Annotated in this window: 22 protein-coding genes and 2 tRNA genes; 13 read left to right on the forward strand and 11 right to left on the reverse strand. The window is 65.3% G+C overall.

Going from position 1 to position 24,888, the window contains the following annotated elements:
- Nucleotides 1-231: hypothetical protein (locus CRO07_RS18885; protein WP_204839999.1), on the reverse strand; the 231-nt coding region annotated here is incomplete at its 3' end.
- A gap of 544 nt (nt 232-775) precedes the next feature.
- Between CRO07_RS18885 and CRO07_RS08550 the strand changes: the two genes are divergently transcribed.
- From CRO07_RS08550 to CRO07_RS08565, 4 genes are all read left to right on the forward strand, one after another.
- Nucleotides 776-1,036: a hypothetical protein gene (locus CRO07_RS08550; protein WP_097030282.1), complete on the forward strand. Its 261-nt coding sequence runs from the start codon at nt 776-778 to the stop codon at nt 1,034-1,036.
- Between the two features lie 224 nt (nt 1,037-1,260).
- Complete coding sequence (locus CRO07_RS08555) at nt 1,261-2,148, forward strand: ABC transporter permease (protein ID WP_097030283.1); 888 nt, start codon at nt 1,261-1,263, stop codon at nt 2,146-2,148.
- Nucleotides 2,145-2,951, forward strand: coding sequence for an ABC transporter permease (locus CRO07_RS08560; RefSeq protein ID WP_097030284.1), 807 nt, complete (start codon nt 2,145-2,147; stop codon nt 2,949-2,951). The genes CRO07_RS08555 and CRO07_RS08560 overlap by 4 nt, the downstream gene beginning before the upstream one ends.
- On the forward strand, nt 2,948-4,045 hold the full coding sequence (locus tag CRO07_RS08565; protein ID WP_097030285.1) for an ABC transporter ATP-binding protein: 1,098 nt from the start codon (nt 2,948-2,950) through the stop codon (nt 4,043-4,045). Before CRO07_RS08560 ends, CRO07_RS08565 begins: the two co-directional genes overlap by 4 nt.
- Before the next feature lie 114 nt (nt 4,046-4,159).
- Here CRO07_RS08565 and CRO07_RS08570 read toward each other — a convergent pair whose 3' ends face one another.
- The 7 genes from CRO07_RS08570 to guaA form a co-directional block, all read right to left on the reverse strand.
- Nucleotides 4,160-4,777, reverse strand: coding sequence for a TetR/AcrR family transcriptional regulator (locus CRO07_RS08570; protein WP_097030286.1), 618 nt, complete (start codon nt 4,775-4,777; stop codon nt 4,160-4,162).
- Nucleotides 4,778-4,859: 82 nt separating this feature from the next.
- A complete protein-coding gene (locus CRO07_RS08575; protein ID WP_176504525.1) occupies nt 4,860-5,813 on the reverse strand; it encodes an alpha/beta fold hydrolase in 954 nt (317 codons plus the stop codon).
- Entirely contained in the window at nt 5,803-6,720 is a 918-nt protein-coding gene (gene metA, locus CRO07_RS08580; protein WP_097030288.1) for a homoserine O-acetyltransferase MetA, read from the reverse strand. Before metA ends, CRO07_RS08575 begins: the two co-directional genes overlap by 11 nt.
- Nucleotides 6,721-6,748: 28 nt before the next feature.
- Nucleotides 6,749-7,618: an ATPase gene (locus CRO07_RS08585; protein WP_097030289.1), complete on the reverse strand. Its 870-nt coding sequence runs from the start codon at nt 7,616-7,618 to the stop codon at nt 6,749-6,751.
- Nucleotides 7,619-7,741: 123 nt separating this feature from the next.
- Nucleotides 7,742-8,839, reverse strand: coding sequence for an outer membrane protein transport protein (locus CRO07_RS08590; RefSeq protein WP_176504526.1), 1,098 nt, complete (start codon nt 8,837-8,839; stop codon nt 7,742-7,744).
- Between the two features lie 85 nt (nt 8,840-8,924).
- Complete coding sequence (locus CRO07_RS08595; protein WP_097030291.1) at nt 8,925-9,812, reverse strand: DMT family transporter; 888 nt, start codon at nt 9,810-9,812, stop codon at nt 8,925-8,927.
- A 395-nt stretch (nt 9,813-10,207) separates the two neighbouring features.
- Entirely contained in the window at nt 10,208-11,764 is a 1,557-nt protein-coding gene (gene guaA / locus CRO07_RS08600; RefSeq protein WP_097030292.1) for a glutamine-hydrolyzing GMP synthase, read from the reverse strand.
- Nucleotides 11,765-12,062: 298 nt separating this feature from the next.
- On the opposite strand from guaA, the gene CRO07_RS08605 reads away from it, so the two are divergent.
- Nucleotides 12,063-12,139: transfer RNA gene (locus CRO07_RS08605), tRNA-Asp, on the forward strand.
- 32 nt (nt 12,140-12,171) lie between these two features.
- A tRNA-Asp gene (locus CRO07_RS08610) sits at nt 12,172-12,248 on the forward strand.
- Between the two features lie 211 nt (nt 12,249-12,459).
- Here CRO07_RS08610 and CRO07_RS08615 read toward each other — a convergent pair.
- Both CRO07_RS08615 and CRO07_RS08620 read right to left on the reverse strand, forming a co-directional pair.
- Nucleotides 12,460-12,903: a GNAT family N-acetyltransferase gene (locus CRO07_RS08615; RefSeq protein WP_097030293.1), complete on the reverse strand. Its 444-nt coding sequence runs from the start codon at nt 12,901-12,903 to the stop codon at nt 12,460-12,462.
- Complete coding sequence (locus tag CRO07_RS08620) at nt 12,900-14,273, reverse strand: M20/M25/M40 family metallo-hydrolase (protein WP_097030294.1); 1,374 nt, start codon at nt 14,271-14,273, stop codon at nt 12,900-12,902. Before CRO07_RS08620 ends, CRO07_RS08615 begins: the two co-directional genes overlap by 4 nt.
- Before the next feature lie 113 nt (nt 14,274-14,386).
- Here CRO07_RS08620 and CRO07_RS08625 point away from each other — a divergent pair, with 113 nt between their 5' ends.
- The 4 genes from CRO07_RS08625 to ispG all read left to right on the forward strand — a co-directional run bounded on the left by CRO07_RS08625 (nt 14,387) and on the right by ispG (nt 18,875).
- A complete protein-coding gene (locus CRO07_RS08625; RefSeq protein ID WP_097030295.1) occupies nt 14,387-14,953 on the forward strand; it encodes a 5-aminolevulic acid synthase in 567 nt (188 codons plus the stop codon).
- Between the two features lie 148 nt (nt 14,954-15,101).
- On the forward strand, nt 15,102-16,322 hold the full coding sequence (gene hemA, locus CRO07_RS08630) for a 5-aminolevulinate synthase (protein ID WP_097030296.1): 1,221 nt from the start codon (nt 15,102-15,104) through the stop codon (nt 16,320-16,322).
- A 114-nt stretch (nt 16,323-16,436) separates the two neighbouring features.
- Nucleotides 16,437-17,645: a helix-turn-helix domain-containing protein gene (locus tag CRO07_RS08635; protein ID WP_097030297.1), complete on the forward strand. Its 1,209-nt coding sequence runs from the start codon at nt 16,437-16,439 to the stop codon at nt 17,643-17,645.
- Nucleotides 17,646-17,741: 96 nt separating this feature from the next.
- Nucleotides 17,742-18,875, forward strand: coding sequence for a flavodoxin-dependent (E)-4-hydroxy-3-methylbut-2-enyl-diphosphate synthase (gene ispG, locus CRO07_RS08640; RefSeq protein ID WP_097030298.1), 1,134 nt, complete (start codon nt 17,742-17,744; stop codon nt 18,873-18,875).
- A gap of 88 nt (nt 18,876-18,963) precedes the next feature.
- Here ispG and CRO07_RS08645 read toward each other — a convergent pair whose 3' ends face one another.
- The gene (locus CRO07_RS08645) at nt 18,964-19,701 is read right to left on the reverse strand and encodes a DsbA family protein (protein ID WP_097030299.1); all 738 of its coding nucleotides are present in this window, start codon (nt 19,699-19,701) and stop codon (nt 18,964-18,966) included.
- Nucleotides 19,702-19,845: 144 nt separating this feature from the next.
- On the opposite strand from CRO07_RS08645, the gene CRO07_RS08650 reads away from it, so the two are divergent.
- The 3 genes from CRO07_RS08650 to CRO07_RS08660 all read left to right on the forward strand — a co-directional run bounded on the left by CRO07_RS08650 (nt 19,846) and on the right by CRO07_RS08660 (nt 24,885).
- Entirely contained in the window at nt 19,846-21,036 is a 1,191-nt protein-coding gene (locus CRO07_RS08650) for a pyridoxal phosphate-dependent aminotransferase (protein ID WP_097030300.1), read from the forward strand.
- On the forward strand, nt 21,033-22,244 hold the full coding sequence (locus CRO07_RS08655) for an N-acetylmuramoyl-L-alanine amidase (RefSeq protein WP_097030301.1): 1,212 nt from the start codon (nt 21,033-21,035) through the stop codon (nt 22,242-22,244). Before CRO07_RS08650 ends, CRO07_RS08655 begins: the two co-directional genes overlap by 4 nt.
- A 91-nt stretch (nt 22,245-22,335) precedes the next feature.
- Complete coding sequence (locus CRO07_RS08660; RefSeq protein ID WP_097030302.1) at nt 22,336-24,885, forward strand: penicillin-binding protein 1A; 2,550 nt, start codon at nt 22,336-22,338, stop codon at nt 24,883-24,885.
- Nucleotides 24,886-24,888: the final 3 nt, after the last annotated feature.

Genomic DNA, 24,888 nt, shown 5'->3' on the forward strand with positions numbered 1-24,888 from the left:
CATGCACACCGTCCACCCAGGCAATGTGGCCGAGACGAAGACGCTGCAGGCCATGCTGACCACCGTCCTGCAGCGTTTCCCGGTGCAGCGGGTGACCGGGGTGATCGCCGCCGCATCGATCGTCGGTGTGTGGTCCAGCCCCAGATCCGCCGAGCCGTTGCCGGTCTCGGGATCCTCGTCCGAGGCCAGGATCTGCCAGACATGGGTGGGCGTTGTCGCCCAGTGCCACAAGCTTCGCGACCAGCGTGTCGCCGGTTTCGGCAGGGCCCCCGACCCCGCCCGCTGTCGCCGCAGGAACCTCGTCCCGCGGGGCCAGAACCTGCGCCAGAGCCGTGGGCGTCAGCGCAGGGATCCACGGCGGGCGAAGTGCCATTGGCTTGGTGATGCTGTGCTGCCAGCGGGGCGACCGGCCGGTGGGGCTGGCCGAAGACCCGTCCCATCCGGGCTTTCGCCATGCCGCGCGGTTGGCGCGGGCCGAAGTGGCGGGCCGCGAGCTTCGCCCGCATGGCCGAGACCGAGCGCGTTCTGGTTCGCTCAGCTAATGAATATACGGTGATCCATGGCCGCTCGCCCAATGCTATCGGGCTGGCCATGTGCCTCTGGCGCAGCTTGAGGCGGCGGGTGCGTCTGTGGCCTCGCCGTCGTCGGAACTGGCAGCCTGACCTGTTGCAGGATTGCCGCGCAACCTGTTGCTTCGCTGTGCGCGGATTGACCCATGCTGCCTTGGGTGACACGATTCGTTCCGTAAGACGGCAAACAGAAACAGAGGCCCTTCATGGGACACCAGGCAGGCTTTCATGCCCCGCACGGGGGTGCCCAGTTCCTTGGCTACCGCACCAACCGTCAGGGCGCGACCGAGATCGTTTATGACGATGGTGGTGCGCGGCGGCTGATCTGGCGCGTTGCGCCCGAAAGCGCGGATGCGCAGATGCTGTCGGATGCGTTGCAGGTCGCGGTGGGGCAGATCCGGGTGCTGCCCGCGCTTTACCAGGAGCTGAAGAAACGGGCAATCGCGATCGAGAGTGTGGCGGTCTGATCCGCCATCTTTGCCGGCATCGCGCCGGTAAGGACCGGGATTGAGCCGTCAACTGGCTGATTTAAGGCGAATTTTCTTGGGAGTTCGCGCAAGGGGGTGCCTGTTTTCCTGCCGTTCCGCGCTGCTCAACCTTGGGGCGTTGCGCCGGCCTGCCGTTGGCGACAGTCTTTTCATGCGCTCTGACCTGTGCCAGAAGGTCCGGGCACTTGCACAGTGGGGGCGAGATGGAGCAGGAAACGCGGTGGGGTCGCTTCAGGCGATCTGAGGCGGCGCAGGGCTACCTTATGGTGGGCACTCCGGCGCTTTACGCGATCCTGCTGCTTGGGGCGCCGCTGGCCACGATCATCCTCTACAGCTTCCTGACCGACGGATATCTTGAGATCATCCGCGATTTCACCTTTGCCAACTACCGCGAGGCCTGGACGAACGAGCTTTACCGCTCGGTGATGCTGCGATCGCTTTGGGTGGCGGCAGCGGTGACGGCGGTCACGGTGCTTTTGGCGTTCCCGGTGGCCTATTTCGTGTCGTTTCATGTCGCGCCGGACCGCAAGTCCTTGTGGCTGTTTCTGATTACCATCCCGTTCTGGACCAGTTACCTGATCCGGGTGTTTCTGTGGAAGGTGATCCTTGGCTTCAACGGTGTGGTCAATTCCGGGCTGATGGGCCTTGGCATCATCGACGAGCCGCTGACCTTCATCCTTTACAACGTCAATGCGGTGGTCATCACGCTGGCCCATGCCTATGCGCCCTTCGCGATCCTGCCGATCTTTGTCGCACTGGAAAAGATCGACCGCTCGCTGCTGGAAGCGGGGCAGGATCTGGGCGAATCCAAAGTGATGACCTTCTGGCGGGTGACACTGCCGCTTGCCATGCCGGGGGTGATCGCCTCGGTGCTGATCGTGTTCATCCCGACCATCGGAGATTATGTGACGCCGGCGCTGGTCGGCGGACCCGAGGGGCGGATGGTGGCGAACCTGATCCAGCTTCAGTATCTGAAACTGGACAACTATCCGCTGGGCTCGGCCATCGCGGTGTCGGCCATGTCCATCGTGACAGTGGTCAGCCTGATCTTCCTGTTCCTGAACCGTCGCTTCCTGAGGGGGCCGAAATGAAGGGCGGGGGATTCCGCATCTATGTGCTGGCGTATCTGGTCTTTCTTTACGCCCCGATCCTGCTTTTGCCGCTGTTTGCCTTCAACGACGGCACGGTGATCGCCTTCCCGCTGTCGGGCTTTACCACCAAGTGGTTTGCCGCCGCGGCGGAACAGCCGTCGCTTTGGCTTGCGGTGAAGAACAGCCTGATCATTGCCGCGGCGTCGGCGGCGATTTCGACCGCGCTGGGAATCTTTGCCGCCCGCGCCTCGACGCGTTACGAATTCCCGCTGAAGGGCGGGGTGATGGGGCTGATCATGCTGCCGCTGGTCCTGCCCGAGATCATCGTCGCGGTCTCGCTGCTGGTGGTGTTGCTGGGGCTGGGGGTGAACCTGTCGATCCTGACGGTGATCCTGGGCCATGTCCTGATCTGCACGCCCTTTGCCATCGCGATCCTGACCTCGGCGTTTCAGTCGCTGGACCGCTCGCTTGAGGAAGCCGCCTACGATCTGGGCGAGACCGGCCTTTCGACCTTCCGTCTCATCATCCTGCCGCTGGTGATGCCGGGGATCATCTCGTCCTTGCTGATTTCCTTCACCATCAGCCTTGACGAGTTCATCATCGCCTTCTTCCTGGCCGGCACGCAGACCACGCTGCCGATCTACATCTTCTCGCAGTTCCGCTTCCCGCAGTCGGTGCCGATCATCATGGCGCTTGGCACGGTGCTGGTGGCCTGTTCCATCGTCCTTCTCACCATCGCCGAATATTTGCGCCGCAGGGGTCTTGCCCGGTCCGGTGCCAAGGATACCGGAGGCTTCCTGTGACCGTTGCCGCGAAACCCACGATGATCGAGTTCCGCGACGTCCACAAATATTACGGCGATTATCACGCGCTGCGCGGCATCACCGCGACCATCCGCGCAGGCGAGTTCTTCTCGCTTCTGGGGCCGTCAGGCTGCGGCAAGACCACGCTTTTGCGCACCATCGCGGGGTTCGAGGAAATCTCGTCGGGCGCCGTGATGATCGACGGGCGCAACATGGAAGGGGTGCCCGCGAACAAGCGGCCCACCAACATGGTGTTCCAGAGCTATGCCATTTTCCCGCATCTGACGGTGGCCGAGAATGTGGGCTTTGGCCTGCGCCGCGCGCGGCTTCCGAAAGAGGAACTGACCCGCCGCGTCGGTGAGGCGCTGGAAATGGTAGGGCTGCGCGGGCTTGGCGCACGGGCGGCCCATGCGCTGTCGGGTGGGCAGCGGCAGCGCGTGGCGCTGGCCCGCGCGCTGATCCTGAAGCCCAAGGTGCTGCTGCTGGACGAGCCGCTGTCGGCGCTGGACAAGAAGATGCGCGAACAGATGCAGGTCGAACTGATCAAGCTGCAACGGCAGGTGGGGATCACCTTCATCCTTGTGACCCACGATCAGGAAGAGGCGCTGGTCATGTCCGACCGGATCGCCGTCATGTTCGAGGGCGAGATCGCGCAACTGGCCGATCCCGAAACGCTGTATCGTCGGCCGACCTCGCGCAAGGTGGCGGATTTCATCGGCACGATGAACTTCCTGTCGGCGCGTATCCTGCGTGAGGACGCGCAAGGCATTGAGGTCGAGGCCCAAGGGCTTGGCCGGATGCTGCTGGATGCCTCGCAGGCGCCGGGTGCGGCCTCGGGGACGGGGACGACCGCGGGCTTCCGCCCCGAAACCGCCACCATCCTGTTCGAGGGCCAGAAGGCCGAGCGTGAAGCGATGGGCACCATCGACGAGGTGGTTTATTTCGGCGACATGACCTATTATGACGTCCGCCTTGATGGGACCGAGGCGCCGATCCGTATCTCGATGCGCAACGTCTTTGGCCGGCCGGTGCTGGACATCGGCGCCCGCGCCCGCATCGCCTGGAGTCCGGGGGCCGTGGTGCTGTTCCGCTAAGGTCCGGCGACACGCATCCTTGCCAGCCCTGTGCGGGTGTCGGCCATGGAAAGGGGCGGGCCACAGCGCGCGGGTTTGCCTGTTTCCCGCAGGCACCCCGCGGGACAGGGGGCGTCAGGCGTCCTGCGGCAACAGGCCTAGCCCGCGCAGATAGATCCCGATGCCTGCTTCCAGCAGGTCTTCCGGCGCGAAGGGCGATTTCGCCCCCGGCTCGCCGCGGGCGAACAGTTCGACAACCCCGTGACTCAGCGCCCAGATATGGGCCGAGAACATCGCGGCCGGTGGGCGTTTCGCGGGCGGGATGTGCTGCGACAGTTGCGCCGCCGCCCGTTCCAGCACGTCGCGCGCCTTCTGTGCCGCTGCCGCCAGATCGGGATTGGCCTGAAGCGAGATCCCGCTTTCGAACATCGCCATGTAGTGGCCGGGATATTTCCGGGCAAAGGCCAGATAGGCCCGCCCCGTCGCCTCGAACGCCGCAAGCGCCGAGGGTCGGCCGGAATCATAGGCGTAATCCATCAGCGCGGCGAAGATGTCATAGCCCTGACGCGCCACTTCGGCCATCAGCTCGTCCCGGCCGGCGAAATGGCGGTAGACCGCGGCCGGGGTTACGTCGGCGGCCTTGGCGGCTTCGGACAGAGTGAACCCCTGCGGACCCTTTTCCGCGATCAGCGCCAGCGCCGCCTCGACCAGCGCCTGCCGCAGATTGCCGTGGTGATAGCCGCGCTTGCTCATCCCCGGTCGGGTGCGACGGTGGTGGCGGCAGGGCTGGACATCGGCTTCTCCTTGGCTGGGGCCAGTATGGCGAAGCGCGCGGTCAGCGCAATCCGGCGCGGTGGGCGGCGCGGTCGATCGCGGCCGCGACCGCATCGGGGGCGGAATGGTGTGGCATGTGGCCGATGCCGGGAAGGATGGTCAACGTAGCCCCCGGCACCAGTTTTGCCAGCGGTTCAGCGTGAATGTGGTGGGGCACGATGGTGTCGGCATCGCCATGCAGGATCTCGACCGGCATCGGCAGTCGGGGATAATGCGCTTGCATCAGTCGCAGGTGCGGCTTCAGCCCGTTCACCTGCCGCGTGTTTTCGCGAAAGGTGTCGCGACGCAGCGAGAGACCCACGCCGAAGTATTCAGAATAGCCTGCCGGTGGGGTCTGTGGCGCGAAGATCTGCGCCACCACCCGGTCGGCGCGGGCCTCTGAAACAAAGGCCGATACCAGCGGAACCAACGCCCGCTGCCCCAGACCCGAGGCCGTCATCGCATAGACCGGGCCCAACCCGCCGGGCCAGGGCATCGCCGCCCCCGAGACGGTGACGATGGCCGCGGTGCCGCCCGGATCGCGCAGGCCCCAGGCCAGCGCCACCGCGCCGCCGTAGGAATGGCCCAGCACGACCGGCCGGTGAACACCCAGTTGCGCTGCCGCCTTGCGCAGCAGATCGGCCTGAACCAGCGGGCTTGTGCCCTCGGCCCCAAGCGGCTCAGACCAGCCCAGACCGGGCCGGTCAAAGGCGATCACGCGATAGCGGCCCTTCATCCGGTCCACGAAGGAAAAGGTGAAGTCGCGGGTCGATCCCGAGGCGCCATGGATCAGCACAAGGTCGGGGCCATGGCCTTCGACATGGGCGTGGATGCTGCGGCCGTCCACCCTCAGCAGCCGCCCTGTCGGCGGATAAGAGGCTTCGGCCACCGCCTCGCGGTCGGCGGCCCGCTTGGCGACCGCCGCGCCGCAGCCCCCAAGGGCAAGAGTTCCGGCGATGATGACGCTAACGGCCAATCTCTGCACTGTCATATGGGGTGGACTGATAGATCTCGTTGATCCAGTTCCCATATAGAAGGTGCGCGTGACTTCTCCAGCGGTTCAGCGGCGGTTTCGACGGATCGTCGTCGGGGTAGTAGTTCCGCGGCACGTTGATCGCCTTGCCGGCTGCCACGTCGCGATCGTATTCCTGTTTCAGAGTGTCGCTGTCATATTCGAAATGGTTGAAGATATATAGCGCGCGGTGGTCTGTATCCTCGACCAGACAGGGGCCGACCTCGTCCGATGCCAGCAGTGTGCGCAGGCCGGGTGCGGTGTCGATCTCATCCTGGCGCATCTCGGTCCAGCGGCTGACGGGGATCACGCAATCGTCGGAAAAGCCGCGCAGATAGGGCGAGGTCGGCACCACATTCCGGTGGCGGAAGCAGCCGAAGGCCTTGGCGGGCAGCATGTGTTTCTGCACGCCATGAAAATGGTAGATCATCGCCATGCCACCCCAGCAGACGCCGAAGGTGGAATGGACATGGGTCTGGGTCCAGTCCATCACCTCGCGCAGCTCGTCCCAGTAGGTGACGTCGGCAAAATCCAGATGCTCGATCGGCGCGCCGGTGACGATCAGCCCGTCGAATTTTTCCGCCTTCACCTCCTGGAAGGGGCGGTAGAAGGCGGCCATGTGTTCGGCCGCGGTGTTCTTGGTCTGATGTTCGGTCATGCGGATCAACTGAAAGTCGATCTGCAACGGCGTGGCCCCGATCAGACGCGCGAACTGGTTTTCGGTCTGGATCTTCTTCGGCATCAGGTTCAGAAGCCCGATCCGCAGCGGCCGGATGTCCTGCCGCGCCGCCCGTTCCGGCGACATCACCATCACCCCTTCGCGCGTCAGCACGTCAAAGGCGGGCAGGGTGGCGGGCAGGGTGATGGGCATGGCGTCGTCTCTCTGGCGAAGGATCTGTCTAGGCCCCGGCGGGGCGCCTGTCCAGCGCGTGGGCGATCAACTCGACGAAGGCTTCGGCGGTCCGGGCCTGGGCCACCTCTTCGGCGGTTACCGTCACGCCCCAGCGCGCCATCGCCTGATAGCGCGGCTGGCGGTGGGCCAGCGCGCGGGCATAGGTCCAGCGGATGAAGGCGTCGGGGTTTACCTGTTCCTCGGGCTGGCCGGTCTCGGCGCGGTAGTCGGCCCAGGCATGGTGCAGGAAGGCCGGCTGATAATACATCGGCTTCGGCGCTTTGTCGAAACGGCGGATCAGCTCGTCGGTATGGGCCTCTGACCCCTTGATCCAGACCATCAGCAGGTTGCCGGCCAGATCCGACATCAGCGGATCGTTCGGATTGTCGGGGTCCACCACCTCGCAGATCGAGCCGCCCGAGTCGCAGACGAAATTCTGGTAGCCGTAGATTTCCTGCGCCCTGCGGATGAACCGCTGGGTATCGTGCAGCGCCGCCACCTCGGCCTCGCGGTGCTGGGCCTGCCGTTCCAGATAATCCGAGAACCGCAGGCCGCCCAGATCGGGATTGCCCGGCTTGCCCAGATAGGTCGAAAGCGGTGCGAGATTGTTGAAGGTGATGTTCGAGCCGATATAGACCGAGTCGGTGCGCAGCAGTTCGCGCAGGAACGGCACCTTCATCGCCTCGCGCTTGAAGTTGTCGGCGATATGTTCGCCCATGTAGCGGGTGCCGATGCGGTAATCGACCGAGTAATGGAACCACTCGCCGTTGTCGCGCAACAGGTTCGAGACATGGGTTTTCCCCAGCCCGGACATACCGAACAGCAGCACCCGCTTGGCCTGCGCCTCGCGCCATTCCGCCCCGGATCTGTAGATCATGCCTTGCGTCCCCTGCCTCGGATTGCGCCCCTGTTAGCGCGGGGCGCGGGCCAGTTCACGCGAAAACTGGCGGCTGCGACGGCGGGGCGCTGCGCGGCGCCGGATGCCCCGGCGCCGGCCGGATCAGAAGGAATAGCCGATCCGGACGCCCACGGCGATCGCGTCGTTATCCTCGAATCGGGCGCCGACCCGGCGTGTGGTGGCGTTGCCAAGTTCGACATAGCGGATGCCGCCGGTAATCTTCATCGGGCCTTCGGTATAGGTCGCCCCAAGCCCGATCGAGCGGTAGCCGTCGTTCGGCCCAAGGTTGCCGGTCGGATCGCCATTTGACGGCTCATACGAGACGGTGACCGCGCCCGACCAGTTGTCGTTGAACTTGCGCCCCAGACCCAGCGTGTAGGTGATCCGGTCCGAGTCGTAATAGACGATGGGTTCATTGCCGAAGGCGGCAAGGCTTTCGTAAAGCGGCGGCGCGATCACGAATTCCGTCCAGTCCACCCAGCGGATCGAGCCGAACAGCAGCGTGTCCTTGGCAATACCGGTCTGGGCTTCAAGGCTGATTGATTGCGGCACCGTGGTCTCGAACGAGGTCGGATTGTCCGGCGGGGTAAAGCCGTTGATGCTTTCGCTGTTCGACATTTCGTGATCGATGGCGGAATTGTAGGTCAGCGCCACGCGGGCGGCGATTTCAGGCTTTTCCCATGCCACGCCCACGACATAGCCCAAGTTCCAGTCGCCATCGGCTTTCAGCAGGTAGGCGGCGCCCGGGACAAGGATATTCGCCTGGCCCTCGACCGTCTCGGCGCGCAGGCCGCCATAGACCGAAACATTGTTCTCGAATTTGTAGCGCACAAGGCCGGTGACAGCCTTGGACCGCAGTTTTGCCGTGGTGCCCGCCAACGGATAGAACGCATCGGCGGGATAATCCACGTCGGCGCCGATCGGCTGATCCAGAATCAGCGCGACATCCATGTTGGGGCCGATGGCCTGCTTGTAAGAGAAAGAGGCGATGTTGAAATTGCCGGCCATGCCTTGCGACTCGAAAGGCGAGCCCTTGATGACGCCAGTGACATCCGGATTCACAAACCCGAAGCTCAACTCCGCATAGCGGCCTTTCTCGAACAGGATACCTACACTTTGCTGCGATCGTTCGATGTCGCCCGCAGCGGCACTGCCGGCGCCAAGTGCAAGCCCCCCCAGCGCCAGAATGATTTTTTTCATTGGCATTCCTCCCCTCGCCTTATTGGCTGGCATCTTTCAGGGCGGCCCGGCTTCGGTCAATCTCTGACGCCGCGGAAGGGGGGCGTCACCTTGCGTCCTGTGGCCGCGGCGCCGCTTTCGCGGCGCGGATGCTGATCCAGTTCGCCAGCAGGATGACGCCCCCGCCAAGGATCACCAGCGCGTCGAGCGGTTCGGAAAACAGCGCCATGCCAAGGATCGCGAATACCGGCAGGCGCAGGAAATCCACCGTCACCACGAACCCCGCCGAGGCGAGCGACAGCGCCTGCGTCAGGCACAGATGCGCAGCCAGCCCCGAAAGCCCGATCAGAACCAGCCACCCGGCCGAGGTCGGCGTGGGCCAGGTGGTCTGGCCATCGGCGAAGGTGCAAAGGATCCCCAGCGCCGACTGGATCAGCGTCAGCCAGAACATGATCGCCACGATGCCGTCGTGTCGGGTCAGCCGCTTGGTCAGGATGATCGAGCCGGCAAAGAAGACAGCCGAACCCGCGGCCGCCAGCACGCCAAGATCGATCTGGCCGAAATCCGGCCTCGCGACAATCAGGATGCCCGCAAACCCCAGCACGGTCGAGACCGCCCGCACCAGCGTGATGCGTTCGCCCAGCAGCAGTGGCGACAGCAGGATCACCCAGATCGGCGAGGTGAATTCCAGCGCGATCACCTGCGCCAAGGGGATGATCCCCAGCGCCCAGAACCACAGGTTCTGCCCGGTGAAATGGCACAGGTTGCGCAGCAGGTGCCCCTTCAGTCGCCGGGTGCGGATCTCGGCCAGCCGGTTCGCGGTTGCGGCCCAGACCAGCACCACCGCCAGCCCCACCAGGGACCGCCAGGCCATGATCTCGAACGTGTCATGCTGCCCCGAGACCATGCGCCCCGCGACCGCCATGGCCGAGAACGAAACGATGGCGCCGCCCATCCAGAGGGTGGCAGCAATCGGGGTCCGGGAAAGGGGCATGTTGCGGACACTCTTTCGGGGAAAGCCGCGTTCTGACCCGGAGGGCGGCGGATGTCCAGACTGAAGGCCGGCCGGGATCGTGTCGCCGATGTCCGAAAGCCGTCAGAGCCATGGGCGCGCGCCGCCCTTGGCCAAACGATGGCGTGCCTGCCGCTACGGGTGCAAGTCATCGGATGGATGCAGGAGGCCGCGCCGCCCTTGGCAACAGGACCGCGTCCTTGCTGCGGATGAAGCGAAGCCATCGGATGGGTGCTTGGGGACCGCGCGGCGCTTGTCGATCTTGTGGCGCGCGTGTTGCTGCGGCGGCACGCCATAAAGGGCCGCCGCCGCGGTTACGCGCCGGCCCTTTCGGACCGACGCGAGGGGGGATCAGCTTGCCGGTCGGTACTGGCCGGTCATTCCCATTCGATCGTGCCCGGGGGCTTCGAGGTGATGTCGTAGGTCACCCGGTTGATGCCCGGCACCTCGTTGATGATCCGCGTGGCGGTCTCGCCCAGGAAGTCGTGGGTGAAGGGGTAATAGTCGGCGGTCATGCCGTCGACGCTTGTCACCGCACGCAGGGCGCAGGCGTAATCGTAGGTGCGCCCATCCCCCATCACGCCCACGGTGCGCACCGGCAAGAGCGCGACGAACGCCTGCCAGATCTCGTCATAAAGCCCGTGGCGGCGGATCTGGTCGATATAGACCGCATCTGCGCGGCGCAGGATTTCCAGCTTGTCGCGGGTGATCTCGCCCGGGCAACGGATCGCAAGGCCGGGGCCGGGGAAGGGATGGCGGCCGATGAAGCTGTCGGGCAGGCCAAGTTCGCGGCCAAGCGCGCGGACCTCATCCTTGAACAGTTCGCGCAGCGGCTCGACCAGTTTCAGGCCCATCTTTTCCGGCAGGCCGCCCACGTTGTGATGCGACTTGATGGTGACCGAGGGTCCGCCCGAGAAGCTGACCGATTCGATCACGTCGGGGTAAAGAGTGCCCTGCGCAAGGAACGTGGCGCCGCCCACGTCGGCCGCGTGTTTCTGGAACACGTCGATGAACAGCCGGCCGATGGTCTTGCGCTTCACTTCCGGGTCGCTGACGCCTTCCAGCGCGCCAAGGAACAGTTCGGATTCGTCCGCGTGAATCAGCGCCATGTTGTAGTTGTCGCGGAACATGGTGACGACCTGTTCGGCCTCGCCCTGCCGTAGAAGGCCGTGGTCGACGAAGACGCAGGTCAACTGGTCGCCGATCGCCTCATGGATCAGCACCGCGGCCACCGACGAATCGACGCCGCCCGACAGTCCGCAGATCACCTTGGCATCGCCCACCTGCGCACGGATCTTGGCAATCGCCTCTTCGCGGTAGGCGCCCATGGTCCAATCGCCCTTGAACCCTGCGAGGCGGACGAAATTTTCGTAGAGTTTCGCACCCTTGGGGGTGTGATGCACCTCGGGGTGGAACTGGACGGCATAGAAGTGGCGCGCAGGATCGGCGGTGATGGCGAAAGGCGCGTTGGGCGAGGTGCCGAACACCTGAAAGCCTGGCGCAATCTGCGAGACATGGTCGCCATGGCTCATCCAGACCTGTTCGCGGCCGTCGTCGAACCAGCCGTCAAGAATGGCAAGGCGACCCCCGGCCGGGGTCACGAAGGCGCGGCCGAATTCGGCGGTGCCGTGGCCGCGTTCGACCTTGCCGCCAAGGCAATGCATCATCACCTGCTGGCCGTAGCAGATGCCGAGAATCGGCACGCCAAGGGTGAAGACGGCTGCGGGCGGCATCGGCGCGCCCTCGGCAAAGACAGAGGAAGGCCCGCCGGAGAAGATCACGGCCTTCGGAGCGAAGCCCTGCAGGAAGGCTTCGGTCACGTTCTGATAAGGGTGGATCTCGCAGTAGACGTTCAGCTCGCGCAGGCGGCGCGCGATGAGCTGGGTCACCTGCGACCCGAAATCGATGATGAGGAGACGGTCGTGCTGGGTCATGGCTTGCCATAGGCGGCGAGGGGGCGCCGTGCAAGAGGGCTTGGGGGATTCAGAGCGATGGGGCCTCGTGGTTGGCCTGCGGAAAGGGCGCCGTGCGATCCCGGGCTGGCCCTGTGAAGGAGGGGCCTGCGGCAAGGGCGCCGCGCGGGAAGCCTGGGCCTGGATCCCGTGGCGGGATCGCGGCCTGGGCGCGGGGCTTGATGCAGGGCTTTCACTTTTTTCCGCGGCGGGCGCTTGACGCCGCCCGAGAGGCTGCGTAATACCCGCCTCACGTTCGGCGGCAGACCGGACGGCGCACGCGGTTGTAGCTCAGTCGGTTAGAGTACCGGCCTGTCACGCCGGGGGTCGCGGGTTCGAGCCCCGTCAACCGCGCCACCGTCCGCTGCCGTCGAACGTGAAAAGATCGCGCGGTTGTAGCTCAGTCGGTTAGAGTACCGGCCTGTCACGCCGGGGGTCGCGGGTTCGAGCCCCGTCAACCGCGCCATTCTTGTCCTGTTTCCCAAATCTCTTTCAGCATAGCCAGCCTGTTTCTGGTTGTTGTCGTTGCGGGGGCTTTCTGCCCCCATCGGCCCTGACGGGCCGATTCCCCCGAGGATATTTTTGCCAGAATGAAACGGGCGAGGCGGGTTGCCGCCGCGGGATACCCCGGTTGGCCATGTGGTTTTGGTGGGGGCCTGGGAGGTGTGCGCCGCCGGTCAGAGCGGGATTCGGTAGCGCACAAAGCCGTCGGCCTGGCTGTAGCGGTTGTAGAGGCGGCGGGCGGTCGCGTTGGTTTCATGGGTGTGCCAGTAGAGGCGGGGCCAGCCGTTCTGTCGGCAAAGGCTGATCAGGTCGTCGATCAGGGCGCGGCCGATGCCCTGGCCGCGGGTTTCGGGGGCGATGAAGAGGTCTTCGAGGGTGCAGTCGGGGGCGATGCTCCATGTGCTGAGATGGGTGTGGTGCAGCGCGAAGCCGCGGACGCCGTCGCCTGTCACTGCGAGGCGCGCGGTCAGCGGCGAGGCCGGATCAAGGATGCGCGCCCAGGTGGTGTCGGTGATCCCGGGAGCGAGGGTGGTGCGGAAGAAGTCGAGGTAGCCCTGCCAGAGCGTGCGGAAGGCGGCCTCGTCGGCCGCCTCCGCGGTGCGGATCGTGAGGCTCATGCTGCGACCCGGGCAAGGAATCGCGCCCAGGATCGGACGCCTTTATGGAAGCTTTCGAGGTCGTATTTCTCGTTCGGCGAGTGGATCTGGTCGGTGTCCTTGCCAAAGCCCACCAGCATCGCATCCATGCCCAGAATGGTCTGGAAGAATCCCGCAACCGGGATCGAGCCGCCGCAGCCGACATAGGCCGCCGAGAGGCCCCATTCCTCGGTCAGAGCCGCGCGGGCCTGTTCGAAGGCCGGGTGGGTGGTTTGCATGTGGCCTGCGCGGGAATTGCCGTGGCCATGAAATTCGGCCGTGCAGTCGGGTGGCAATTGAGCGCGGACATGGGCGCGGAACGCCTCGCGGATCGTATGGGGGTCTTGTTCGCCCACAAGGCGGAAGCTGACCTTGGCATGGGCTTCGGCCGGAAGAACGGTCTTGAAGCCTTCGCCGGTATAGCCGCCCCAGATGCCGTTGATCTCGCAGGTCGGGCGCGACCAGATCATTTCCAGCGGTGTGCGGTCCTGTTCGCCGGCGGGCTGTGACAGGCCGACCTCGGCCAGGAAGCGGGCATGGTCGAAGGCCAGCCCCTGCCACTGGGCGCGGATGTCTTCGGGCAGTTCGGTCACGCCGTCGTAAAAGCCGGGCAGGGTGACGCGGCCGGTGTCGTCATGCAGGCTGGCCAGGATGCGCGTCAGCACCCGGACCGGGTTGATCGCGATGCCGCCATACATGCCCGAGTGCAGATCCTTGGCCGGGCCGCGGATTGTCAGTTCCTCGCCCAGCAGGCCGCGCAGGCGGGTGACGATGGCGGGGGTGCGCGATTCGAACAGCCCCGTGTCGCAGATCAGCGCGAGGTCGGCGGAAAGCTCGGCCGCGTTTTCCTGCATGAAGGGCACGAGAGAGGGCGAGCCCGATTCCTCCTCGCCTTCAAGGAAGATCGTCAGCCGGCAGGGAAGGCTGCCGTGTTCGGTCTTCCATGCCCGGCAGGCTTCCAGAAATGTCATCAGCTGGCCCTTGTCGTCAGAGGCGCCGCGGGCGCGGATCACGCGGCCCTGCGGTGTGTCCTGAAGTTCCGGGTCGAACGGGTTGCGGTCCCACAGCGTCAGCGGATCGACCGGCTGCACGTCATAGTGGCCATAAAACAGCAGATGCGGGCCGGGGCCCTTGCCCTGTGCCACCACCATCGGATGCCCGGGCGTCGGGCGTTTCGAGGCCTCGAACCCCAGATCCTGCAATTCCGTCACCAGCCAGTCGGCGGCCCGGTCGCAATCGGCGGCATGGGCCGGATCGGTCGAGATCGACGGGATGCGCAGAAGCGCCATCAGCCGGTCCACGGATTCAGGCAGCGTGGTATCGATCCGGGAGAGCACCGCGTCGAGCGTCATCTTGATGTCCTTTTTCTGATGGCGGCCAGAGCCTAGCAGCCACGCCGGGACTGTCCAGAGCCGCGCCGATGCGCTAAGAAACCTGCAAAAGCCTATTTCTTGCGGAGCCTTCGATGCGTCTGGCGATCCTTGCAGCTTGCAGCCTTTCCCTGTCCGGGGTGGCTTTTGCCGAGCCGATCGGCGGGGCCGAGGCCAAACGGGCGGTCTTTCCCCCCGCCAAGGCCGAAGTTGCGATCGTGCCGGTGGATTTTCTGACCGAGAACGATGTGAAGATCCTGAAGATGGTGGTGGCCGAGCAGCCCTATTACGGTGCCGTCGCGGTTTCGCCCGACGAGGGCCTGGCCTCCGAGGCCACGGTGGCTGCCGCCAATCACCATGATGTGACCGCGGCCTCGGACGCGGCGCGGGCGGCCTGCGAGGCCAAGCGCAAGGGCAAGCGCCCCTGCGAGATCGTGGCCCACATCCGCCCTGCCGGATGGGAGCCGCGGCCGATCAGCCTGTCAGCGGATGCGACAAAGGGGTTGCGCGACGATTACGGGACGCGGGGGGCGCGGGCGCTGGCCGTTTCGGCCCTGACGGGGCGTTGGGGGCTGGGCAAGGGCGAGGGCGCGGCCGATGCGGCGCTGTCGGCCTGTGCGGCATCCGGCGCGCAAGACTGTGCGATCGCGGTGGCCGATTGACGCAGGGACGAAGGAACGGGTTTCAAATAGGCCGGTTCAAGATTTAGGATTTGGCCAGAGCATTTGATCCGCATCAAGGTCGCGGCCCGACAAAACCTCAACATCGCAACCCAGCTTGCCCGCCAGTCCGGGCGTCAGGGAGACACAGATGGACTATAACCAGGCATTCGACACTGCGCTGAACCGGCTCCATACCGAAGGTCGGTACCGGACCTTCATCGATATCGAGCGGCGCAAGGGTGCCTATCCGAAAGCCCTGTGGCGCAAGCCGGACGGCAGCGAAAAGGAAATCGTCGTCTGGTGCGGCAACGACTATCTTGGCATGGGCCAGCATCCGGTGGTGTTGCAGGCCATGCACGAGGCGCTGGACGCGACCGGCGCAGGGTCGGGCGGCACCCGCAACATTTCGGGCACCACGGTCTACCACAAGCGGCTTGAGGCCGAGCTGGCCGACCTGCACGGCAAGGAAGCGGCGCTGGTGTTCTCGTCGGCCTATATCGCCAACGATGCCACGCTTTCGACGCTGCCGGTTCTGATCCCCGGGCTGGTGATCGTCTCGGACAAGCTGAACCACGCCTCGATGATCGAAGGCATCCGCCGTTCGGGCACCGAGAAGCACATCTTCAAACACAATGATCTGGATGATCTGCGTCGCATCCTGACCGGCCTGAAGGGGCGGCCGATCCTTGTGGCCTTCGAGTCGGTCTATTCGATGGATGGCGACTTTGGCCGCATCAAGGAAATCTGCGACATCGCGGATGAGTTTGGCGCGCTGAAATACATCGACGAGGTTCACGCGGTCGGCATGTATGGCCCGCGCGGCGGCGGCGTGGCCGAGCGCGACAACCTGATGGATCGGATCGACATCATCAACGGCACGCTGGGCAAAGCCTACGGCGTGTTCGGTGGCTATATCGCCGCTTCGGCGAAATTGTGTGACGCCGTGCGGTCTTACGCGCCGGGCTTCATCTTCTCGACCTCGCTGCCGCCGGTGGTGGCGGCCGGTGCCGCGGCCTCGGTCCGGCATCTGAAGGGCGATGTCGAACTGCGCGAAAAGCACCAGACCTCGGCGAAGATCCTGAAGATGCGGCTGAAGGGCCTTGGCCTGCCGATCATCGATCACGGCTCGCATATCGTGCCGGTTCACGTCGGCGATCCGGTGCACTGCAAGATGATCTCGGACATGCTGTTGGAACATTTCGGCATCTATGTGCAGCCGATCAACTTCCCGACGGTGCCGCGCGGGACCGAGCGTCTGCGCTTCACGCCCTCGCCGGTGCATGATTCGGCCATGATCGACGATCTGGTGAAGGCGATGGATGTGCTGTGGCAGCACTGTGCGCTGAATCGCGCCGAGGTCGTGGCCTGATCTCTTCTGCGGATGCAAAGGTCTCTGCCCTGTGTTAGTTCTTTCGATACAGGGCATCCTTGAGTCGGCGTAGAAACCGGCGCGGGTGAAACGGGGCAGGGACGGGCAAAACGCATGATCTGGCGGAGGACTCAACCTTCGACGGCCGAAGTCGATAAACCCAAAGGGTTTGATGATTTCGAGATCCGGCTGGGCGATCTGATGCGAGGCGAGCGTGCGACGCTTGGCAAATCGCTTCTGGACGTCCAGCGCGAGTTGAAGATCAAGGCGACCTATATCGCCGCGATCGAGAATGCCGATGTGTCGGCGTTCGAGACTCAGGGCTTCATCGCCGGCTATGTGCGCTCTTATGCGCGCTATCTGGGCATGGACCCGGACGAAGCGTTCCGGCGCTTTTGCGTCGAGGCGAATTTCACCACCATGCACGGGATGGAAGTCTCGGTTTCCAGCGTCCGGCGCGACAGCCCCGGTCGCCCGGCATCCGAACTGCGCGATCCGTTTGCCGACCCCAACGCGCTGTTCATCCCGCGCGGCGAAAGTTTCCTGAACAACATCGAGCCGGGGGCCGTCGGGTCTGTCGCGGTGCTTCTGGCGCTGATCGGCGGGATTGGCTACGGCGGCTGGTCCGTGCTGCAACAGGTGCAGCGCGTTCAGGTGGCGCCGGTGGATCAGGCCCCCCGTGTCGTGGCCGAGATCGATCCGCTGGGCAATGTCACCGGCGTCGCGCCCTTGGTTCGCTCCGCGCCGGCCTCGACGGAACTTGAACTGGCAGAAGCCGATCCGGCCCAGCACCCGGATCTGATGGGCCGGCTGTACCGTCCGCAGGCACAGGCGCTGGATGTGCCGGTGCTGGTGTCGCGTGATGGACCCATCGCGGCAATCGACCCGCGCCGCCCCGAGGGCGTGCAGCAGGCCAGCCTTCAGATGGAATCTGCCGCCCCGTCCGCGGCCGAGGTCGTCGAGGCGGCCGTTCAGGTGGCCGAAGCGGCGCCCCCGTCGTTGGAGCTTCTGGCCGTCCGCCCGTCCTGGGTCCGGGTGCAGGCCGCCGACGGAACCGTTCTGTTCGAGAAGATCCTGAACGCGGGCGAACGCTACAGCGTGCCGCAGATGGAACAGGCGCCGCTGCTGCGGGCCGGCAATTCGGGCTCGGTCTATTTCGCGGTGAATGGCCAGACCTATGGTCCGGCGGCACCCGGGGCGCAGGTGGTGAAGAACGTTCCGCTTTCGCCCGAGGCGCTGACCGGGAAATACGCTGTGGCGGACCTTTCGCGCGACACCGATCTGGCACGCTACACCACCGTGGCGCAGAACGACACCAACTGACACAGCCGTGGGCGGCAGGGGCATTTGGGCGCAGGCGGTTGTGCCGCCCGCGTCACGGGTCTAGATTGTCGCCGACCATCACCCGAGGTTTGCCCCATGTCGCTGAATCACGTCCGCCCCTGGCGCAACATCCACCGCCGCCCGTCGCGGCAGATCATGGTGGGGAATGTTCCGGTGGGCGGGGACGCGCCGATCTCGGTGCAGACGATGACCAACACCATCACCGCCGATGCCCAGGCCACCATCGATCAGGTGCTGCGCTGTGCCGCCGCCGGGGCCGATATCGTGCGGGTCTCGGTGCCGGACGAGGCGTCGACCAAAGCTCTCAAAGCGATCGTGGCGGCCAGCCCGGTCCCCTTGGTGGCCGACATCCATTTCCACTACAAACGTGCGATCGAGGCCGCCGAAGCCGGCGCCGCCTGCCTGCGGATCAACCCGGGCAATATCGGTGACGAAAGCCGCGTGCGCGAGGTCATCAAGGCCGCGAAGGACCATGGCTGTTCGATCCGCATCGGGGTGAACGCCGGCTCGCTGGAAAAGCATCTGCTGGACAAATATGGCGAACCCTGTCCCGAAGCGATGGTCGATTCCGGTATGGATCACATCAAGATCCTTCAGGACAACGATTTCCACGAATTCAAGATTTCGGTGAAGGCGTCGGATGTGTTCCTGTCGGCCGCTGCCTATCAGGCGCTGGCCGAGGTGACGGATGCCCCGATCCATCTGGGCATCACCGAGGCGGGTGGTCTGACCGCGGGCACGGTGAAATCGGCGGTGGGTCTTGGCAATCTGCTGTGGTCGGGCATCGGTGATACGCTGCGGGTGTCGCTGTCCGCCGATCCGGTCGAAGAAGTGAAGGTCGGCTACGAGATTCTGAAGTCGCTCGGGCTGCGCCACCGCGGCGTCACGATCATTTCCTGCCCGTCCTGCGCGCGGCAGGGCTTCGATGTCATCAAGACCGTGGCCGCGCTTGAGGATCGCTTGGCGCATGTCACCACCTCGATGAGTCTGTCGATCATCGGCTGCGTGGTGAACGGCCCGGGCGAGGCGCTGATGACCGACATCGGCTTTACCGGAGGCGGGAACGGATCGGGCATGGTCTATCTGGCGGGCAAGCAGGTCCACAAGCTGGGCAACGACCGCATGGTGGACGAGATCGTGGCCATGGTCGAGGCCAAGGCCGCCGAGATCGAGGCCGAAAAGGCCGCCTCGGCCGAAGCGGCCGAGTAAAGCCCATCCCCCCATCGCCAAGCAAAAGGCGCCCCGCGGGGCGCCTTTGTCATTCGCGCTTCGTGGAATGCAGCGTGCGGCGCACCGCTCAGTCCGCGCGCTGGCCAGCCACGATCTGGCGCATCCCGTCCAGCGGAACATAGCCCCGCACCATCGTCCGGTCGATCACGAAGGTCGGCGTGCCCGAGATTTCCAGCGTTGTCGCAAGGTCGTGGTTGGCGGCGATTACCCGTGTCACCTCGTCGGCGTTCATCCGGTCGAGGATCGCGGTGCGATCCAGCTTCATGTCGTCGGCCAGCCGGCCAAGCGTGTCGGTCGTGACGGCACCGCGCAGCGCAAGCAGTCGGTCATGTGCCAGCTTGTAGGCGTCAGCCCCGGCCAGTTGCAGCACCGCGATGGCAAAGCGCGAGGCGGTTACCGACTCCTCGCCCAGAATTGGATATTCCTTCAGCACGAAGCGGATGTTGCCGTCGGATTTCACCAGTTCCTCGACCTCCTCGTTCGCCTTGCGGCAATAGCCGCAGCGATAGTCGATGAACTCGACCACGGTGATGTCGCCGTCCGGATTGCCGCCGACCCAGCTTGCCGGGTCGCGGAAGATCTCGTCCGCGTGGGTGGCAAGGCGTTCCAGATCGGCATTCACCTGATCGGCCTGCTGGCGTTCTTCCAGCGCGGTGAACGCCTCCATCAACACTTCGGGATGTTCGAGCAGATAGGCGCGCACCTCATTGCGGAAAGCCTTGCGTTCGGAATCGCTCATTTCGGCCTGGGCCGGCAGGGTCAGCGCAAGGGTCAGGGCGGCGGCACCGAGGGGGATCAGTTTCATATGGGACTCCGGTTGGCGGACAGGGGTTCAGGAACACCGATCCGGGCCGGTTGGCAAGCCGGAAGCGGCGCATGGGCGGCGGGCCGCCATTGACCTTCCTCCCTCGACGTTTCAGGAACGCATGAGAAGTCCAAGAGGCGGAACATGCGGGTTTCAAGGCGTGGGGCGGTCGACCCCTTCATTGTGATGGATGTGATGGAGCAGGCGCGGGCGCTGGAGGCTGCGGGGCGGTCGATCATCCATATGGAGGTGGGCCAGCCCGGCACAGCGGCGCCGGCGGGGGCGCGGGCGGCGCTTGCGCAGGCGATGGAGACGGGGCCGTTGGGCTATACCGTGGCGCTTGGCCTGCCTGAATTGCGCGCGGGCATCGCCGGCCTTTACCGGCGCTGGTATGGTATCGATCTGGACCCGGCCCGCGTTGTGGTGACGGCGGGATCATCCGCGGCCTTTCTGCTGGCTTTTTCGGCGCTGTTCGATGCGGGCGAGCGGGTGGCGCTGGGAGAGCCGGGCTATCCGAGCTACCGTCAGATCCTGCGGGCGCTGTCGCTGGAGCCCGTGGGCATTCCCACCGCCGAGGCGAACCGGCTTCAGCCGGTGCCGGCCGATCTGGAAGGGGTGCCGGATCTGGCGGGGCTGATCGTCGCCTCGCCGGGCAATCCGTCGGGCACGATGCTGTCGCGCGAGGCGCTGTCGGCGCTGATCAACTATGCGCAGGCCCGCGATATCGCCTTTATCTCGGACGAGATCTATCACGGGCTGGATTATGGCACGCCTGCGGTCTCTGCGCTGGAGATCTCGGACGATGTTTATGTGGTGAACTCGTTTTCGAAGTATTTTTCGATGACGGGATGGCGGCTGGGCTGGCTGGTGGTGCCCGAGGCGCATGTGCGGCTGATCGAGCGGCTGGCGGCAAACATGTTCATCTGCCCGCCGCACGCCAGCCAGATCGCGGCGTTGGCGGCGCTGGATTGCCAGCAGGAGTTGGACGCGAACCGCGCGATTTATGCCGAGAACCGCCGGCTGGTGCTGGAGGGGCTGCCGAAGGCGGGGTTCACGAAATTCGCGCCGCCGGACGGGGCGTTCTATGTCTATGCCGATGTGTCGGATCTGACCGACGACAGCCTGGCTTTCGCGGCTGAAATCCTGCGCGAGGCGGGGGTTGCGGTGACGCCGGGGCTGGATTTCGATCCGGTTCGCGGGGCGCGGACCTTGCGGTTTTCCTATGCGCGGGCGACCGAGGACATCGTCGAGGGCTTGCGGCGGCTTTGCGATTTCATGGCGCGGCGCCGGCGGCCGGTGTCGGAGCCTCCGGCGGGGATATTTGGGCCAGAATGAAAGCGCGGGCGGGAACAGGGGCGGCGGCACTGCTGGCGGCGGCGGTGCTGGCGGGGGCCGGTGTGGCGCAGGAGTTGACGGCTTTGGCGCGGCTGGATGCCGAGCGGTCGGAGGTGGTCGATCGCGGCTGGAGCGGGGTCGGGATCGAGTTGCAACTGTCGCAGCCGGTGCCCTGGCGTGTGCGGGTGCTGGACGGACCGCCGCGGCTGGTGATGGATTTCCGTGAGGTCGATTTTGCCGGCGTGGCGCGGATGCGCGAGGAGAGCGACCGGGTGACGGGCGTGCGCGCCGGGGCGTTCCGGGCCGGCTGGTCGCGGTTGGTGTTGATGTTGGATCGACCTTTCGTGGTCGAGCAGGCCGGGATGCGGACTGTTGACGGGGCGCGGATTTCGGTCGGGTTGCGCAAGGCATCGGCCGAGGAATTCGCCGCGGCGGTGGCGGCGCCCGAACCTGCGGGTTGGGTTTTGCCGAAGGCTGTCGGTGCGGTGGTGCCGCAGGGCGCGGGGCCGCTGACGGTGGTGCTGGATCCGGGGCATGGTGGGATCGATCCCGGCGCCGAGCGGGCGGGGGTCAGCGAGGCCGGCTTGATGCTGACCTTTGCGCGCGAGTTGCGCGAGGCTTTGTTGCGGGATGGCGGGTTTCGGGTGGTGATGACCCGCGACGAGGATATCTTTGTGCCGCTGGAGACCCGGATTACGCTGGCGCGCGAGGCGGGGGGGCAGGTGTTGCTCTCGCTTCATGCCGATGCGCTGGCCGAGGGTGAGGCGGTGGGCGCCACGCTTTACACGCTGGCCGAGGACGCATCGGAGGCCGCGGCGGCGACGCTGGCCGAGCGGCACGACCGGGACGATCTGTTGTCCGGTGTGGATCTGACCGGGCATGACGATCTGGTGGCGACGGTGTTGATGGACATGGCGCGGACCGAGACCGGGCCGCGGAATGAACGGTTGGCGCTGGCGCTGGAAGCCGCGATCAAGGCCGAGGGGTTGGCGATGCATCGTCATCCGCGGCAGGCGGCGGGGTTTTCGGTGTTGAAGTCGCCCGATCTGCCCTCAATCCTGGTCGAGACCGGGTTCATGTCGAGCGATGCCGATCTGGCACGGTTGCGCGATCCGGTCTGGCGGGCGGTGATGGCGGGGGCGCTGGTCGAGGGGCTGAAGGTCTGGGCGAAAGAGGATGCCGCGCTGAAGGATCTGCTGCGGCGGTGATCGCGAAATCGCGAAGCGTGGACGGCAGGGCAGGTTTTGCCCTTTGGGGTTTGCGTGTGTATAAGGCGGCCAACCAGAGGGGGCACAGCCATTGTTCAGGTTCATCGGGTCATTCTTCGGGGCGATCTTCACGGCGCTGACGTTGGGATTGCTGGCGCTGGCCCTGACCATTGGCGCGGTGTTCTGGATGTATTCCCGCGACTTGCCCAGCCACGAAAGCCTTGCGCAATATTCGCCTCCCACCATCAGCCGGATCTATTCCGGCGAGGGGCGCATCATCGACGAGTTCGCCCAGGAGCGGCGGATCTTTGCCCCGATCGAGGAAATCCCCGATCTGGTGAAGCAGGCATTCATCTCGGCCGAGGACAAGAACTTCTACACCCACCACGGTTACGATGCGCGGGGGATTGCCGCGGCCGCGATCGAGGCCATCCGGTCGCGCGGAAAGAACGTGCGTGGCGCCTCGACCATCACGCAGCAGGTGATGAAGAACTTTCTGCTGTCGGGCGACCGCACAGGGGAGCGCAAGATCAAGGAGATCATCCTTGCCACCCGGATCGAGGAGACGCTGTCCAAGGACAAGATCCTTGAACTTTACCTGAACGAGATCTTTCTGGGTCAGAACAGCTATGGTGTGGCTGCCGCGGCGCAGACCTATTTCAACAAGACGCTGGCGCAGCTGACCCCGGCCGAGGCCGCGACGCTGGCCGCCATGCCGCAGGCGCCCAGCCAGTATCACCCGGTTCGCGCCAAGGAGCGGGTGACGGAACGGCGCAACTATGTCCTGCGCGAGATGTTCGAGAATGGCCATCTGGATGAAGCCACGCTGATGGCCTCGTTGAACGAGCCGCTGAAATCGGTGCAGAATGGCGACTATCCCGCCTTCCGCGAGGCGCTGCCGCCGCGCGATTATTTCACCGACGAGATCCGGCGCCAGTTGTCGTCCGAGTTCGGCGAGCAGGAGTTCTTCGGCGGCGGTTTGACCATCCGCGCCACCATCGACCGGGAATTGCAGGCCGAAGCCGCCGCCGCGCTGCGCGACGGGTTGGAGAAGTTCGACCGCGGGCAGGGGATCTGGCGCGGCACGCGTCTGACGATTGCGGCCGAGCAGCTGGGCAAGGAAGCCGACTGGCGCGCGGCGCTGGCCGAGGTGTCGGCGCCGCGCGACGTGCCGGGCTGGCATCCGGCGGTGGTGCTGTCGCTGGGCGACAATGCCGCCCGCATCGGCATCGAGGGTGTGGCCGAGGATGAGGATGGCCATTTCATCCCGGCCGAGGATGTCTCATGGGCGCGCAAGCGGCTGGCCAATGGCAAGCTGGGGCCGAAGGCGCGGCGTGCGGGCGATCTGGTCGAGGTGGGCGAGGTGGTGCTTGTGCGCGCCGTCACCGCCGAGGATGGCAGTTTCCGGCGCTGGTCGTTGCGGCAGGTGCCCGATGTTCAGGGCGCCTTCATGGCGATGGATGTGAACTCGGGCCGGGTTCTGGCGATGCAGGGCGGGTTCAGCTATCAGTCTTCGGTGTTCAACCGTGCCACGCAGGCCACGCGCCAGCCGGGGTCCAGCTTCAAGCCCTTCGTCTATGCCGCGGCGCTGGATTCGGGCTTTACTCCTGCCACCATCGTGATCGATGCCCCGATCGAGGTGCAGACGGCGCAGGGTCTTTGGACGCCCAAGAACGCCTCGGGCAAGTTCTATGGTCCGACGCCGCTGCGCACGGGGATCGAGCAGTCGCGCAACCTGATGACGGTGCGGATCGCGCAGGAAATCGGGATGGAGACCGTCGCCGCCTATGCCGAACGCTTCGGGGTCTATGACCGGATGGGCCAGTTCCTTGCCAACTCGCTGGGGGCGGAAGAGACCACGCTGTTCAAGATGGTGGCGGCCTATGCCATGTTCGCCAACGGTGGCGAACGGGTGGAACCGACGCTGGTCGACCGGGTGCAGGACCGCTTTGGCCGCACCATCTATCGCCATGACCGCCGGATCTGCGAGGATTGCACCCAGCCCAGCCTGCCCAATGGCCGGGCGCCGCATATCGCATCAAAGCGCGAGCGGGTGATGGATGCGATCACCGCCTATCAGTTGACCTCGATGATGCAGGGCGTGGTGCAGCGCGGCACCGGCCGCGGCATCAATCTGCCGGTGCCGGTGGCTGGCAAGACCGGCACCACCAACGATGCCAAGGACGTGTGGTTCATCGGCTATACCTCGAACATCGTGGCGGGCTGCTACATCGGCTATGACCAGCCGCGCAGCATGGGGTCGGCTTCGGGGGGCGGCTTCTGCGGGCCGGTCTTCCAGAGCTTCATGGCAAAGGCGGTCAAGACCTATGGCGGGTCCGAGTTCCGGGTGCCTCCGGGCGGCTATTTCATCAAGATCGACCGCTTCACCGGATCGCGGCTGCCCGACGATGCGACCGGGCCGAATGTCGTCGCGGAATATTTCCGGCAGGGCGAAGATCCGGTCTTCGGCCTTGGCGCGATGGTGGATGGCGGCTTTGCCATGGGGGCGAACCTGCCGCTGTTCGCCTATGGCGAAGATGAGGGCGCGGAAGCCGCGACCGTCACCACCGCCACCGGCGAGCGCAAGGTGATCCCGAAGAAGGCCGATTTCGGCACGCTCAGTTCGGGCGGCCTCTACTGACCC

The sequence above is a fragment of the Cereibacter ovatus genome (genome assembly GCF_900207575.1).
GTDB lineage: Bacteria > Pseudomonadota > Alphaproteobacteria > Rhodobacterales > Rhodobacteraceae > Cereibacter_A > Cereibacter_A ovatus.

Bases quoted from the DNA above. Each gene is read 5' to 3' on its own strand.
- CRO07_RS08625 (WP_097030295.1), top strand. From the start codon at position 14,387: ATGCGTCTGGCGATCCTTGCAGCTTGCAGCCTTTCCCTGTCCGGGGTG.
- CRO07_RS08645 (WP_097030299.1), bottom strand. From the start codon at position 19,701: ATGAAACTGATCCCCCTCGGTGCCGCCGCCCTGACCCTTGCGCTGACC.
- CRO07_RS08550 (WP_097030282.1), top strand. From the start codon at position 776: ATGGGACACCAGGCAGGCTTTCATGCCCCGCACGGGGGTGCCCAGTTC.
- CRO07_RS08650 (WP_097030300.1), top strand. From the start codon at position 19,846: ATGCGGGTTTCAAGGCGTGGGGCGGTCGACCCCTTCATTGTGATGGAT.
- CRO07_RS08570 (WP_097030286.1), bottom strand. From the start codon at position 4,777: ATGAGCAAGCGCGGCTATCACCACGGCAATCTGCGGCAGGCGCTGGTC.
- CRO07_RS08635 (WP_097030297.1), top strand. From the start codon at position 16,437: ATGATCTGGCGGAGGACTCAACCTTCGACGGCCGAAGTCGATAAACCC.
- metA (WP_097030288.1), bottom strand. From the start codon at position 6,720: ATGCCCATCACCCTGCCCGCCACCCTGCCCGCCTTTGACGTGCTGACG.
- guaA (WP_097030292.1), bottom strand. From the start codon at position 11,764: ATGACCCAGCACGACCGTCTCCTCATCATCGATTTCGGGTCGCAGGTG.
- CRO07_RS08585 (WP_097030289.1), bottom strand. From the start codon at position 7,618: ATGATCTACAGATCCGGGGCGGAATGGCGCGAGGCGCAGGCCAAGCGG.
- CRO07_RS08655 (WP_097030301.1), top strand. From the start codon at position 21,033: ATGAAAGCGCGGGCGGGAACAGGGGCGGCGGCACTGCTGGCGGCGGCG.
- hemA (WP_097030296.1), top strand. From the start codon at position 15,102: ATGGACTATAACCAGGCATTCGACACTGCGCTGAACCGGCTCCATACC.
- CRO07_RS08615 (WP_097030293.1), bottom strand. From the start codon at position 12,903: ATGAGCCTCACGATCCGCACCGCGGAGGCGGCCGACGAGGCCGCCTTC.
- CRO07_RS08620 (WP_097030294.1), bottom strand. From the start codon at position 14,273: ATGACGCTCGACGCGGTGCTCTCCCGGATCGATACCACGCTGCCTGAA.
- CRO07_RS08555 (WP_097030283.1), top strand. From the start codon at position 1,261: ATGGAGCAGGAAACGCGGTGGGGTCGCTTCAGGCGATCTGAGGCGGCG.
- ispG (WP_097030298.1), top strand. From the start codon at position 17,742: ATGTCGCTGAATCACGTCCGCCCCTGGCGCAACATCCACCGCCGCCCG.
- CRO07_RS08595 (WP_097030291.1), bottom strand. From the start codon at position 9,812: ATGCCCCTTTCCCGGACCCCGATTGCTGCCACCCTCTGGATGGGCGGC.
- CRO07_RS08560 (WP_097030284.1), top strand. From the start codon at position 2,145: ATGAAGGGCGGGGGATTCCGCATCTATGTGCTGGCGTATCTGGTCTTT.
- CRO07_RS08590 (WP_176504526.1), bottom strand. From the start codon at position 8,839: ATGAAAAAAATCATTCTGGCGCTGGGGGGGCTTGCACTTGGCGCCGGC.